This is a genomic window from Microbispora hainanensis (genome assembly GCF_006874475.1).
GTDB classification, from domain to species: domain Bacteria; phylum Actinomycetota; class Actinomycetes; order Streptosporangiales; family Streptosporangiaceae; genus Microbispora; species Microbispora hainanensis.
Genome location: NZ_VIRM01000022.1, coordinates 87,246 through 99,990 on the forward strand (window position 1 = coordinate 87,246; position 12,745 = coordinate 99,990).

Below are 12,745 nucleotides of genomic sequence, written 5' to 3' on the forward strand. Positions count from 1 at the left end.
TTCCCGGTTATCCGGCGACGCGTCCCAGCCGGGCGACGATCCAGTTCTGGACGGTCTCGGCGACCCCCGGCTCGCGGTAGAGCGGGGCGCTGTGCTGGGTGCCGGCCATCGTCTTGACGGTCATCCGGACCCCGACGCTCGCCAGCGCCTCCTTGAGCATCTCGCTCTGGTAGGGCGGGACGAACTCCTCGGAGGAGTGAAAGGCGAGCATCGGCGGGTCGCCGGGCGAGGCGTGGAACGGCACCTCCATGCTCGACCAGACGCTCGGGCACTTGGCGGGCGTGCAGCCGCCGGCCAGCTTGATCGCCGCCTTGCGCAGCTTCTGCTGCTCCTCGGTGCCGAACGCGCTGCCGTCCGCGAACGCCGACAGCGGCGAGACGGGCGGGGAGATCCCGACGACGCCGCGCAGGCCCGGCCGGCCGTCGCCGTACGCGCCGACGGCGGCGGCGAGGTGGCCGCCCGCGGAGAACCCGACCAGGACGTAGCGGCCGGGGTCGGTGTTGAACATCGCCGCGTGCCTGCGCACGGCGTTGACAGCGGTCAGCACGTCGGTGCGCTGCGCCGGCCAGGCCGCGTCGCCCGACAGCCGATAGTCGAGGTTCACGACCGTGTAGCCGAGCTGGAAGTAGCTGCGGCTGATCGACTTCATGTACTTCTTGTCGCCCCCGGACCACCAGCCGCCGTGGATGACGAAGACGGCCGGGCGCCGCGGCCCGGCGGTGTGCCACCACACGTCCATGGTCTGCCGCGCGTGCGAGCCGTACGCGTAGGTGCGGATGCGCGCGTCCGGCGGGGTGGGCGCCGACGAGGGCGAGGCCGACGGGGACGGCGAGGGCGACGGGCTCGCGGAGGGCGAGGCGGAGGACCCGGCGGTGGGCCGGCCGGAGGAGGCGCCGGAGTGCGTCGCGGAGGGGTTGGGGGAAGCGGAGGGGCGATGGGCGGGGGAGCCTGCCGGGGTGGCCGCCTGGGCGTCCGGCGAGGCGAGGGCGAGGGTGGCGAGGGCGGCGGCGCCCATGCCTAAAGCAGTTCGGACCGCGGTGGCCACGGTGTGTTCCTCCCCGATGTAGCGTCGTGCGCCGACCGGTCCCCGGGACATGCTCGGCCGGCTGCTGGAAGGATGATGCCAGTAACAACGTCCGCAACGCATGTTGGGAGCTCCTCCTTGGACGTCCTCGACGGTCTGGATCCCGAGCAGCGCGAGGTCGCCCAGGCGGTGCGCGGACCGGTGTGCGTGCTCGCCGGCGCGGGGACCGGCAAGACCCGCGCCATCACGCACCGCATCGCGTACGCCGTGCACACCGGGGTCGTCGAGCCGCAGGGCGTGCTCGCCGTGACCTTCACGACCCGAGCGGCGGCCGAGCTCAAGCAGCGGCTGCGCGGCCTCGGGGCGGCCGGCGTGCAGGCCCGCACGTTCCACGCGGCGGCCCTGCGCCAGCTCAGCTACTTCTGGCCGCGCGTGATCGGCGGCGACCCGCCGCAGGTGGTCGAGTCGAAGCTGCCGCTGCTCGTGGAGGCGGCGAGGCGCCTGCGCAGGAACCCCGACCGCGGCGAGCTGCGCGACGTCGCGAGCGAGATCGAGTGGGCGAAGGTCACCCAGGTCGGCCCCGAGGACTACCCCGCCGCCGCGGCCAAGGCGCGGCGCACGCCGCCGATCGCGCCCGAGGAGGTGGCCCGGCTGTACGAGGGGTACGAGAGCCTGCGCCGCCAGCGCAACCTGATCGACTTCGAGACGATCCTGGAGCTCACGGCGGCCGTGATGACCGAGCACCGCGAGGTCGCGGCGCAGATCCGCCAGCAGTACCGCTATTTCGTGGTCGACGAGTTCCAGGACGTCAACCCGCTGCAGAAGCTGCTGCTCGACACCTGGCTCGGCGGGCGCGACGACGTGTGCGTGGTGGGCGACCCCAACCAGACGATCTACTCGTTCACCGGCGCGACGCCCCACTACCTGACCAACTTCGCCGTCGAGCACCCCTCGGCGGCCGTGATCAGGCTGGTGCGCGACTACCGCTCGACCCCGCAGGTGGTGACGCTGGCCAACCGCGTGATGGCGCGCTCGCCCCACCGGCTGGAACTGGTCGCCCAGCGGCCCGACGGTCCCGAGCCGGTCTTCACCGAGTATGACGACGAGCAGGCCGAGGCCCTCGGCGTCGCGCTCACGGTCAAGAAACTGATGGCCGACGGTGTGCCCACCCGCGAGATCGCCGTGCTGTTCCGGGTCAACGCCCAGTCGGAGGCGTACGAGCAGGCGTTCACCGACGCCGGCGTGCCCTATCTGCTGCGCGGGGCGGAGCGGTTCTTCGAGCGCCCCGAGGTGCGCCAGGCCGTGGTGCTGCTGCGCGGCGCGGCCCGGTCGTCGGCCGACGAGCCGCTCGCGCCCGCCGTGCACGCGATCCTGTCGGGCATCGGGCTGACCGCCGAGCCGCCCGGGGGCGGCAAGGCCAGGGAGAAGTGGGAGTCGCTCAAGGCGCTCGCCGACCTGGCCGAGGACATGGCGGCCGAGGGCGCCGACCTGCCCAGGTTCGTCGGCGAGCTGGAGCGCAGGGCCATGGAGCAGCACGCGCCGCCGGTCGAGGGCGTGACGCTCGCCTCCCTGCACGCCGCCAAGGGCCTGGAGTGGGACGCGGTCTTCCTCGTCGGCCTCACCGACGGCATGGTCCCGATCGTCTACGCGGAGACGCCGGACCAGATCGAGGAGGAGCGCCGGCTGCTGTACGTCGGGATCACCCGGGCCCGCGAGCACCTGCACATGTCGTGGGCGCTCGCCCGCTCGCCGGGGGGCCGCCGTTCCCGGAGGCCGTCGCGTTTCCTCGACGGGCTGTCCCCGCGTACGGCGAGCGTGGCCAGGGCCGAGCGGCCGGGGGGCTCCGGCGGCCGGGCGAAGCGGTCGGCGGCGCCGCTGCACTGCCGGATCTGCGGCAAGACGCTCTCTGCCGCGGCCGAGCAGAAGCTGGGCCGCTGCGCGACCTGCCCCGCGGACTACGACGAGGCCCTGCTCGAACGCCTCAAGGCGTGGCGCACGGCGGAGGCGAAGGAGCAGAAGGTCCCCGCGTACGTCGTCTTCACGGACGTCACCCTCCAGGCCATCGCCGAGCGGGCGCCCGCCTCAGAGGAGGACCTGCTCGCGATCGCCGGAATCGGACGCGTCAAACTTGAGCGGTACGGCGACGCGGTCCTGGAGCTCTGCCGCGGCGCCGGTAGTGTTACTGACGAGTAATACCCGCGTGTGCTGGAGGCTGCCGTGAACTCGGCCCTGAAGGAGCTGCTGGACCTGCTCGACCTCGAACCGATCGAGCTCGACATCTTCCGGGGACGCAGCCCGGAGGAGCGCATCCAGCGGGTCTTCGGCGGCCAGGTGGCGGCGCAGGCGCTCGTGGCGGCCGGCCGTACGGTGCCGTCCGACCGGATGGTCCACTCGCTGCACGCCTACTTCATCCGGCCGGGGGACCCGGCCGTCCCGATCGTCTACAACGTCGAGCGGGTGCGCGACGGGCGGTCGTTCACCACCCGGCGCATCACGGCGATCCAGCACGGCAAGGCGATCTTCTCGATGTCGGCGTCGTTCCACATCGAGGAGCCGGGCGTGAGCCACCAGGCCGTGCGCATGCCGCAGGTGCCGGACCCCGAGACGCTGCCGACCTTCCAGGAGCGGATGCTCGACGTCGTGGGCGACGAGCCGGGCTGGCGCGAGCTGCTGGCCAAGCCGCGACCGGTGGACGCGCGCTACGTGAACGCGCTGACGTGGGAGGCGGCCCACGACCCCGCCCTGGTCACCCCGGAGAACAACGTCTGGTTCCGCTACGACGCCGACCTGCCCGACGACCCGCTGCTGCACGTCGTGCTCGCGGCCTACGCCAGCGACTTCACGCTCGTCGACACCGTGCTGCTGGCCCACGGCCTGGCCTGGGGGTCCTCGGCGGTGTCCGGCGCGTCGCTCGACCACGCAATGTGGTTCCACCGGCCCTTCCGGGCCGACGAATGGCTGCTGTACGCCCAGGAGTCGCCCTGGTCGGGATCGGCGCGCGGGCTCGCCCGCGGGCAGATGTTCACCGCCGCCGGGGAACTGGCCGTGTCCGTGGTCCAGGAGTGCCTTATCCGGGTGTCGCCGGCGTTGCACTCCGATGTCACGAAGTCGTGAAAATCGCAGGTAGAAAATAGGTTGCCCACCCTGCCGCAGCGGTTTAGGGTCTTGGACAAGTCAGCCGGACGCTTCGGTCCGGCGAGATCGCACTGAAATGGAGGTGAGTCCAGTGAGGAACATTACGACGTCCCGCACGCTGTGGCTCGCCTCCGCATGCCCGGCCGCCATTGTCATGCCGAAACTGCGGCGTGGCGAGGCCGCCTCTGCCCTGGCTCCGGTGACCGGAGCCGCGGGCTCGGCCGCCTTCGGCGCGTTCGCCGGCCTGGCCGGTCGCCGCAGCAGCCTGGCCAGCCACCGCAACCCCGTCCAGCGACCGGTTTACGTGAACCGGCCGATGGGCGATGAGCAGATCCGCACCGCCGCTCGCGGAGGTGCGCAGGGTCCGCACGATGCCTGGAGAGGACCAGTCATACCCTGACTAGGTCTCCATCTCCGGGCCGCGGATCCCACCCAGGATCCGCGGCCTTCTTGTTTGTCGGCCACGAATCCACACCCCACAACGAGGACAACCAGACCAAACCATTCAAAGAGGTGACGCAGATGGCGGCCCCGGTCATGGACCTGATCGAAGCCGAAATCCCCTGTCGTACCGAACCCGACCTGTGGTTCGCCGAGTCTCCCGAGGACGTGGAGTTCGCCAAGGCGCTCTGCGGCGGCTGCCCGATCCAGAAGGCCTGCCTGGCCCGCGCGCTGGAGCGCGAGGAGCCGTGGGGCGTCTGGGGCGGGGAGCTCATCCTGAGGGGGGTCGTCGTACCCCGCAAGCGCCCCCGTGGGCGCCCGCGTAAGTCCCCTGTCGCCGCCTGACCAGCAACCACAGCAATTTCCGGAAGGAACCGATCCAGATGAGCATCTCCCCGACCACCGCCCTGTATCTGCATCAAGAACTGGCGTACGAGCGAATACGAACGCTCCACCGCGAAGCTGCGGAGGAGCGGCTGGCCGGCCGGATCAGGAGCGTGCAGAGGGCACGCCGGCAGGCCGAGCGCGCGTCCCGGCGGCTGAGCTCCGCGCTGTCGCGCATGTGACGCGAGCCTGACACGACGACCGACCATGTGAACCGATGACGAAGGCCCGGGCCCGGAGAGCGGCCCGGGCCTTCGGCCGTTTTCCGGGCAGGCCGCGCTCGTAAAGATGTGATCACCGAACGCACAGAAGATCGTCTGCCGTGGGAGCGGGCGAGGACCACGGGGTATGAGGCGGATCGCCGCCGGGGCCGGGATGGTCACCAGGGGCAGGCGAAGTGGTGCATGAGCGGTGGGTGGGACTCGGATGGGCGACCGTACGTCAGGCGCGCTTGATCTCGTGGCGGCTGCGCGACGGCTCGCCGTCACCGCGCTCGTCGCCGGACTGTGGTGTTCGGTCATGCCGGAGGCCGAGGCCGCGCCGATCGCCGCGACGTCGCGGGTGGCCCGCCACGGCGACGGGAACGGCGGCGGTCACGGCGACGGAGCGACCCAGGCCAGCGGGGGCACCAACACCTCGAACGCGCCCGCCATCAACAGCCCGCCCAAGCAGATATCCGGGGGCCGGCGCAACGTGAACGCCCCCGCGGCCAACAGCGCCGTCACATTCGTGGGCGTCCAGCAGGTGTCGAGCGTCAGCGTCTTCACCAACACCCTCAACGGCAACTGCAAGAGAGGGATCAAGCGCTGCGTCATCAACCAGAACCTGCAGACGAGCGAGGGCCGGGGCGGCCGATAACGCCGCAGGCTCAGGTCAGGGCGAGCGCGTTGTCCTCGGATTCGCCCGTCTCGTCGGCGAAGCCGGGCACCCAGCGCACCACCTCGTCGCGGAAGCGGGCGGTGGCGCCGAGCTGGCACAGCACGCCGACGCCGGCCGCGTGCACGCGGTGGATCAGCACGTACGACGCGGGCAGGTTGAGCTGGCGGACCACGCTGTTCGGCCGCAGGTCGGCCACGGTCGCCGCCTGCTCCCGCAGCCACTCCCTGCTGAAGGCGAACTCCTCGACCCGGGTCGGCTCGACGTACGGCGCGAGGAAGGCTCGCAGGGCGTCGACGTCGACCTCGATGTGCGGGCGGATGAAGCCCTCCGCGCGGAGCCCGCGCACGACCGTGTCCATGTCGCCCTGGTTGAAGATGCGGGTGAGCCTGCCGAAGGCGACGGGGTAGCCGTCGGGCATGCGGTTGACCGCCCCGAAGTCCAGCACGCCGAGGCGCCCGTCCTCCAGCAGCCAGAAGTTGCCGGGGTGCGGGTCGGCGTGCAGCATCCCGACCCGGGCCGGGGAGCAGAACAGGAAGCGGACGAACAGCAGACCGGCGTGGTTGCGCTCCTCCTGGGTGCCGTCGGCGATGATCCGGGAGAGCGGGGTGCCCGTCATCCACTCGGAGACGAGGATCTGCTCGTTGGCCGCGATCACGGCGGGCACGTGGAAGTCGGGGTCGTCGCGGAACTCCTCGGCGAACGCCTGCTGGGCCTCCGCCTCCTTCAGGTAGTCGAGCTCCTCGGCCACCCGCTCCTTCAGCTCGGCCAGCACCGGCTTGATGTCCAGGCCGGGCAGCAGCGCGCCGAAGAGCTTGCCGAGCCGCGCGAGCTGGTTGAAGTCGGAGATCAGGGCCTTGCCCGCCCCCGGATACTGGATCTTCACGGCGACCGGGCGGCCGTCGTGCCACACGGCGCGGTGCACCTGCCCGATCGACGCCGCGGCGCTCGGCCGGTCGTCGAACTCCAGGAAGTTCTCCCGCCAGTCGTCGCCGAGCTGCTCGGTCAGCACCCGGTGGACGGTGGCGGCCGGAAGCGGCGGCGCGGCGTCCTGCAGGCGGGTGAGCGTCGCCCGGTAGGGCCCGGCGATCTCGGGCGGCAGCGCCGCCTCGAAGATCGAAAGTGCCTGACCGAGCTTCATCGCCCCGCCCTTGAGCTCGCCGAGCACCTTGAAGACCTGGTCGGCCGTACGCTTCTGGATCTCCTGGGCGACGATCTCCGCGGAGGCGCCACCGAGCCGCCTGCCCAGTCCGAGCGCGGTGCGGCCGGCGAACCCGAGAGGGAGTGTCGCGAGCTTTGCCGAGCGGGTCACGGCGCGGTGGGGAAGGTCACTCACACGACCATTGTCGGCGATGAAGAGTGCTTTCGACCACAATTTCCGATCGAGCGGCCGCCAGGGCACCGGAGGGCGCGAGCCTCGCGGAGGAATACGCCGTCTATGAGATTGGTCACACCGCGACTGCCGTGACGAGAGTATCCGCTGGTTAGCGGGGTGGTCTGTGGCCGTTCACGCGGCCCGCCCGGGAGCGCGGGGCAGGGTCGCCGCCGCGCCGGTCGCGTCGCTCGGGACGCAGCCGCAGTCGGGGTGCGGCTCGCAGGTGCGGTGCCGCCAGCGCCACCCGGGCGACACCTCCAGCAGGCCGCCGGGCACGCGCCCCTCGTCGAGATAGGCCAGAGCCTGACCGGCCGCCTGCGCGGCGACCAGGCACGACAGCACCACGTCGCAGGCGATCTCACCCGCCGGGTAACCCCCGAGCCGGGCGCCCACGAGCGGCCAGGACGGATCCCGGTCGCGGCGGCCGAGATCGAGGCAGCGCAGGCAGGGGGTGAGCCCGGGGACGACGAAGGGCCCCACCGAGCCGTGTCCCTCGAAGGCGCAGACCAGCAGGTGGGGCACCCCCTCGGCGACGATTTCGTGGACCAGCGTGGCGTCGAGCGGCTCGGCGGGCGCGAGGATCACCAGGTCGGGGCGTACCCCGCCGTCGGACAGACGGGAGGCGGCCCGCCCGGGCCAGGCGTTGACCGCGGGGGAGATCCGCCGGGCCGCGAGCACGGCGGCCTCCTCGCGGGTCGTCCCCGTCTCCGCGCGGCCGAGCCCGCCGGGGGCCACGTCGCCCCAGGTGGCCGTGCCGGGATCGACCACGCAGATGTGCCCTGCTCCCGCCGCGGCGAGGAGCGTGACGACCCGTGCGCCGACCCGGCCCGCGCCGTACACGCGGATCCGGGCCGCTCGGCGCGCCGACATCGCGCTCATGCCGCCGTCGGTGGAGGTCAACGCCAGCCTGTCCAGGTCGGGGCGGAGGCGGTCGCGCTCGGCGAGTGGCAGGTCGGCGAGGGGCTCCGGCCGCGCCGCGGCGTCCTCGATCAGGCCGTGCGCGGCGAGCCGGGCGACGACCTCCAGGGCGGACGCCTCGTCGAGGCCGCTGCTCGCCACCGCCTGCCGCAGGGTGCGGGCGCCGTCGAGGCCGTCGATCAGGCGGCGCACGGGCGGCTCGACACCGGTCAGCACGACGGCCCGGAGCGGATGGACGCCGAACTGCAGCGTGCGGCCGTCCCGTTCGATCCGGCGCAGGACCGGCTTGAGGCGAGGTCTCATAGTCGCCAGACCTTGCCATATGCCGGGTGGGCGCGGCGTCGATACCAGCGTGGCTGTGGATAATTACCGGGGTGATCGTGGTCGGTGAATATCCGCAACCCCGTAGCTTTCACGCCCGCAAGGTCACGTTCGCCCGATTGACCAGGGAGAACGTGTACCACCCCCTGTGGAATTCGGCGCGTGTCGGCTACCTTTCATATGTGCCCCCCGAGACAGTCGAGGTTCGTCGGAGCGCACGACGGCGGCGAACCGTTTCCGCGTACCGCGATGGCGACAAGACCATCGTGCTGCTTCCGGCTGGTCTGAGCACGACCGACGAGGAGCAGTGGGTACGCCGCATGCTCGACCGCCTTGCGGCCAAGGAGCAGCGAAGACGCCCGAGCGACGACGACCTGCTCGAACGGGCGACGGAGCTTTCGGCGCGCTATCTGGACGGCAAGGCCCTGCCGGCAAGTGTCCGCTGGGTGGAGAACCAGCTGCACAGGTGGGGGTCGTGCACCCCCGACCACGGCACGATCAGGTTGTCGGCCCGGCTGCGGGGCATGCCGGCCTGGGTGGTCGACTACGTCATCATGCACGAGCTCGTCCACCTGCTCGTGCCCAGTCACGGCCCGCGTTTCTGGGCGCTCGTGGAGCGCTACCCGCGGGCGGAACGTGCCAGGGGTTTCCTCGAAGGATTCTCGATGGCCGCCAACGGCGCGCCGGAGGAGTGTTGACCCGGGTCGTCGCGGTGCTGGTCACTCCGGGCATGGCGGACGCGGCTCCGCCCGGCGTTGACCCGGCCGAGTTCCTGACGGCGATGGCCGAGGACACCTATGAGATGGTCGCGGGGCTCGAACTCGTGCGGCCGGTGATCCTGTCGGCCGGCGTTCCGGGGCTTGAGGACATCGCGTGGCCGGGCACGCCCGTCCTGCGGATCGCCTCGCCCGCCGACGCCTTCGCCGTGCTGCCAGCCGGCGACGAGACCGCGGAGGAGGGCGTGGTCGTCAGCGCCGACGCCCCCGACCTGCCGCCGCTGCTGATCGGAAAGCTGTTCCGCGAGCTCGGGCGGGCCCACCTCGCGGTCTGCCCTGCCGAGGGCGGCGGTGCCGTCGCCGTGGCGGCGCGCCTGCCGGTCCCCGAGTGGGCCGCGCCCGACCTCGACGAGCCCGACGCCGTCGCGGCGATGCGCCGCCGTGCGCCGGGCCCCCGCATGGTCGCCACCGGTCCCGGCTGGCACCGGCTCAGGAAACCGCAGGACGTGGCCCGTCTCGACCCGGGGCTCGAAGGCTGGGACAACACCCGGGCTCTGCTGAGCTGATCTACAACTGCCGGGGCAGGCGGAGCTCGGCGAAGAACGCCCGGTGGTCGCTGCCCGGCACCCGGTGGACGCCGGTGCGCACGGCCGACGCCCGCTGGTCGTACAGCACGTGGTCGATCGTGATCAACGGCGGAAACCATCGGTCGGCGGGCCAGGTCGCGGTCAGGCCGCCGCCGGTCGCGCCGGCCGCGTCCGCGTAGCCCCGCCCGAGCACCGCGCGCAGCGCGGCGTGATCGAGGCTCGCGTTGAAGTCGCCCGCCAGGACGCGTACGACGCCGGGGGACGTGGCCGGGAGCGCCGCCAGATCGGCGTCCCACCGGGCCGCGTAGGGAGCGTTCAACGGCGCGAGGGTGTGCACGTCGACGATCTCCACGGGCGGCCCGGACGGCAGGGAGAGCCGGGCCCTCGGCATATGGTGACCGCCCTCGGGCACGAAGTCGGGCGCCGCGGTGAGGGGGTGACGCGCGTAGATCCCGCTGCCCGAGGGCCCGGGCCCGTCCTCCAGGTGCCGATAGGGCAGCAGGCGCGCCACGCCCGCCGCGTCCAGCGCCTCGACGGCCTCGGGAGTGAGCTCCTGGGTGGTGAGCACGTCCGGCCGGAGCCGGCGTACGAGGTCCACGACGGTCGCGGCGTCGCCCGCGCCGAAGAAGAGGTTGACCGTGAGGATCCGCAGCGACGGCCCGGCGGCCGTGGGGGCCGAGCCGGCCGCGCGGGGCAGGACCACGGCCGCCAGGAGCACCGACGCCGCCACCGCCACCGCGATCACGGCCGCACGCCGGGCGGCCAGCGCGATCGCCACCGACAGGAGCGACGCGGCCGCGACGTAGGGCGTGCCCGTCATCAGCGCGACGCCCACTCCGCCAAGGGGGACGGCGCCGTCGGCCCCGGCGAGCCGGGCCGCCGCCCAGACCGCGAACGGCGCCACCGCGAACCACGCCAGGATCGGGGAGACCCGGAGCCTCCGGCGTGGGGGAGAGACGATCTCGCCGCCCACGTCCAGCTCGGTCATGGGGTGACACTAGCCACCGGACGGGAAACGCGGCGTAAGGGAGACGTGCGCGAACCGTGCACAGGGTGAACACCCTGCGGGCGTCAGGCGCGGCACAGCGACCGGGCGCGGCGGGCCAGCCGCCGCGTCGCCTCGTCGCTCAGCTCCGGGATCTCCTCCACCGGAAACCAGCGCAGGTCGAGGGACTCGTCGCTGATCACCGCCTCGGCCCCCGGCGGCGCGACCGCGCCGTACTCGACGTCGAGATGCCAGCTGTGCGGCGGGTGGCACCAGACCTTGTGCCGGTCGAGCGCGAGCGGGCCGTCCAGCAGGGTCAGCCCGGCGATGCCCGACTCCTCGGTGGCCTCGCGCAGGGCGACCTGCGCGAGCGTCGTGTCGGACGCCTCGCAGTGCCCGCCCATCGGCAGCCACATCCCGGCCTTGGGGTGCAGGGTCAGCAGCACCCGTTCGCCGTCGTGCGACAGGACGGCCGTCGTCGCCGTGAGGTGGCCGGGAGCGCACTCGCGCCACATCGCGTCCTCGTGGCCGCGCAGGTGCGTCAGGAACTCCTCGCGGAGCCGCTCCTCCTCAGGGGTGGGCGCGACCCATCCGGCCAGTACGGCTTGCGCGTCACGATGCAGGCTCACCGGCGCAGCCTACCGACAGCAGCCCAGCCTTACTTGCCGGACTCCTCGCCGGTCGCCTCACCCGAGCCGGGCTCCTTGGGCTCCTCAGGCTCCTTGGGCTCCTCCAGCGCGGACAGGTCCCACTCGGCCTCGCCCTTCACGAACGACTCGGGGTTGTCCAGGTCGTCGGCGGTGGGCATCAGGTCGGGGTGACCCCAGACGGCGTCCCTGCCCTCGATTCCGCGCTCGGCGTCCAGGGCCTTCCACAGGGCGGCCGCCTCACGCAGCCGTCGCGGGCGCAGCTCCAGGCCCACCAGGGTGGCGAAGGTCCGCTCGGCCGGGCCGCCCGTGGCGCGGCGGCGCCGTACGGTCTCGGCCAGCGCCGCGGCGGACGGGAGCTTGCCCTCGGCGGCGGCGTCGACCACCGTGGCCACCCAGCCCTCGACCAGCGCGAGCGCGGTCTCCAGCCGGATGAGCGCGGCCTTCTGCCGCTCGGTCTCCTCGGGCTTGAGCAGCTCGCCGCCGCCCAGGACCTCCTGGATCCGCTCGGGGTCGCTGAGGTCGAGCCCCTGGAGCTTGTCCTGCAGGGCGGACACGTCCACCGTGATGCCCTGGGCGTACTCCTCGACCGTGCCGAGCAGGTGCGCCCGCAGCCACGGCACGTGCTGGAAGAGCCGGTGGTGCGCCGCCTCGCGGAGCGCCAGGTAGAGGCGGATCTCGTCGGAGGGCGTCTCCAGGCCGCTGCTGAACGCGGCCACGCCTCCGGGCAGCAGGGCGGCGGTGTCCGACAGCGGCAGGCCGATGTCGGAGGAGCCGACCACCTCGCGGGCGAGCGAGCCGAGGGCCTGGCCGATCTGCTGGCCGACCATCATGCTGCCCATCTGCCGGAGCATGCCCATGAGCGGCCCGGCCACGGCCTGCGCCTCGGGCGGCAGGCCCGCCCCGCCGAGCGTGCCGCCCATCGTCTCGACCATCTGGGCGGCGACGGGATCGCACAGCTGCTTCCAGACCGGGATCGTCTTCTCGATCCACTCCGACCGGCTCCAGGCCTGCGGGGTGGTCACGCCGCTCGGCAGCGTGGTCACCTCGTTGAGCCACAGGTCGGCCAGGTTGAGGGCCTCGACGATCTGGCGTCGCTCGCCCTCCATGACGCTCGGATCGCCCTCGGCGACCACGGCGTGCCGTGCGATGTTCTTCGCCATGTCCCAGTTGACGGGACCGGCCTCCGGTGAGGCCGACAGCATGTCGGCGAACTGCCGCATGGCCGCGGCGATCTGCTCCGGGCTGCCGAACATGGCGAACGGGTTGTCGTTGGGGTCGTTTTCGCGACCTGGCAGGTCAGTCACCGCGCCACCTCGTGCAGGATGGAGGAGTC

Annotated in this window: 13 protein-coding genes; 7 read left to right on the forward strand and 6 right to left on the reverse strand. The window is 72.5% G+C overall.

What is annotated here, in order from left to right; all coding sequences use genetic code 11:
• Positions 1 to 7: 7 nt before the first annotated feature.
• A complete protein-coding gene (locus tag FLX08_RS19270; RefSeq protein ID WP_244312748.1) occupies positions 8 to 1,045 on the reverse strand; it encodes an alpha/beta hydrolase in 1,038 nt (345 codons plus the stop codon).
• A gap of 75 nt (positions 1,046 to 1,120) precedes the next feature.
• On the opposite strand from FLX08_RS19270, the gene FLX08_RS19275 reads away from it, so the two are divergent.
• From FLX08_RS19275 to FLX08_RS19295, 5 genes are all read left to right on the forward strand, one after another.
• Positions 1,121 to 3,217 (forward strand): ATP-dependent DNA helicase UvrD2, encoded by a 2,097-nt coding sequence (locus tag FLX08_RS19275; protein WP_142620296.1) that lies wholly within the window; start codon positions 1,121 to 1,123, stop codon positions 3,215 to 3,217.
• Between the two features lie 24 nt (positions 3,218 to 3,241).
• Positions 3,242 to 4,138 (forward strand): acyl-CoA thioesterase, encoded by an 897-nt coding sequence (locus tag FLX08_RS19280; RefSeq protein WP_142620263.1) that lies wholly within the window; start codon positions 3,242 to 3,244, stop codon positions 4,136 to 4,138.
• 543 nt (positions 4,139 to 4,681) lie between these two features.
• Positions 4,682 to 4,945, forward strand: coding sequence for a WhiB family transcriptional regulator (locus tag FLX08_RS19285; RefSeq protein ID WP_030507395.1), 264 nt, complete (start codon positions 4,682 to 4,684; stop codon positions 4,943 to 4,945).
• A 38-nt stretch (positions 4,946 to 4,983) separates the two neighbouring features.
• Complete coding sequence (locus FLX08_RS19290; protein ID WP_142620264.1) at positions 4,984 to 5,166, forward strand: hypothetical protein; 183 nt, start codon at positions 4,984 to 4,986, stop codon at positions 5,164 to 5,166.
• A gap of 277 nt (positions 5,167 to 5,443) precedes the next feature.
• Positions 5,444 to 5,842 (forward strand): hypothetical protein, encoded by a 399-nt coding sequence (locus FLX08_RS19295; RefSeq protein ID WP_142620265.1) that lies wholly within the window; start codon positions 5,444 to 5,446, stop codon positions 5,840 to 5,842.
• Between the two features lie 10 nt (positions 5,843 to 5,852).
• On the opposite strand, the gene FLX08_RS19300 is transcribed toward FLX08_RS19295, so the two are convergent.
• Both FLX08_RS19300 and FLX08_RS19305 read right to left on the reverse strand, forming a co-directional pair.
• Positions 5,853 to 7,196 carry an ABC1 kinase family protein gene (locus tag FLX08_RS19300; protein ID WP_142620266.1) on the reverse strand — a complete coding sequence of 448 codons (1,344 nt, stop codon included), beginning with the start codon at positions 7,194 to 7,196 and terminating at the stop codon, positions 5,853 to 5,855.
• Between the two features lie 171 nt (positions 7,197 to 7,367).
• Positions 7,368 to 8,456 carry a ThiF family adenylyltransferase gene (locus FLX08_RS19305; protein WP_142620267.1) on the reverse strand — a complete coding sequence of 363 codons (1,089 nt, stop codon included), beginning with the start codon at positions 8,454 to 8,456 and terminating at the stop codon, positions 7,368 to 7,370.
• A gap of 200 nt (positions 8,457 to 8,656) precedes the next feature.
• Here FLX08_RS19305 and FLX08_RS19310 point away from each other — a divergent pair, with 200 nt between their 5' ends.
• Positions 8,657 to 9,172 (forward strand): M48 metallopeptidase family protein, encoded by a 516-nt coding sequence (locus FLX08_RS19310; RefSeq protein ID WP_142620268.1) that lies wholly within the window; start codon positions 8,657 to 8,659, stop codon positions 9,170 to 9,172.
• Positions 9,169 to 9,756, forward strand: a complete 588-nt coding sequence (locus FLX08_RS19315; RefSeq protein WP_208761535.1) for a glycosyltransferase family protein — start codon at positions 9,169 to 9,171, stop codon at positions 9,754 to 9,756. Before FLX08_RS19310 ends, FLX08_RS19315 begins: the two co-directional genes overlap by 4 nt.
• Before the next feature lies 1 nt (position 9,757).
• Here the strand turns inward: FLX08_RS19315 and FLX08_RS19320 are convergent, their stop codons facing one another.
• The 3 genes from FLX08_RS19320 to FLX08_RS19330 all read right to left on the reverse strand — a co-directional run bounded on the left by FLX08_RS19320 (position 9,758) and on the right by FLX08_RS19330 (position 12,716).
• Complete coding sequence (locus tag FLX08_RS19320; RefSeq protein WP_142620269.1) at positions 9,758 to 10,765, reverse strand: endonuclease/exonuclease/phosphatase family protein; 1,008 nt, start codon at positions 10,763 to 10,765, stop codon at positions 9,758 to 9,760.
• A gap of 83 nt (positions 10,766 to 10,848) precedes the next feature.
• Positions 10,849 to 11,391, reverse strand: a complete 543-nt coding sequence (locus tag FLX08_RS19325) for an NUDIX hydrolase (RefSeq protein WP_142620270.1) — start codon at positions 11,389 to 11,391, stop codon at positions 10,849 to 10,851.
• A gap of 29 nt (positions 11,392 to 11,420) precedes the next feature.
• The gene (locus tag FLX08_RS19330) at positions 11,421 to 12,716 is read right to left on the reverse strand and encodes a zinc-dependent metalloprotease (RefSeq protein ID WP_425280630.1); all 1,296 of its coding nucleotides are present in this window, start codon (positions 12,714 to 12,716) and stop codon (positions 11,421 to 11,423) included.
• Positions 12,717 to 12,745 lie beyond the last annotated feature (29 nt).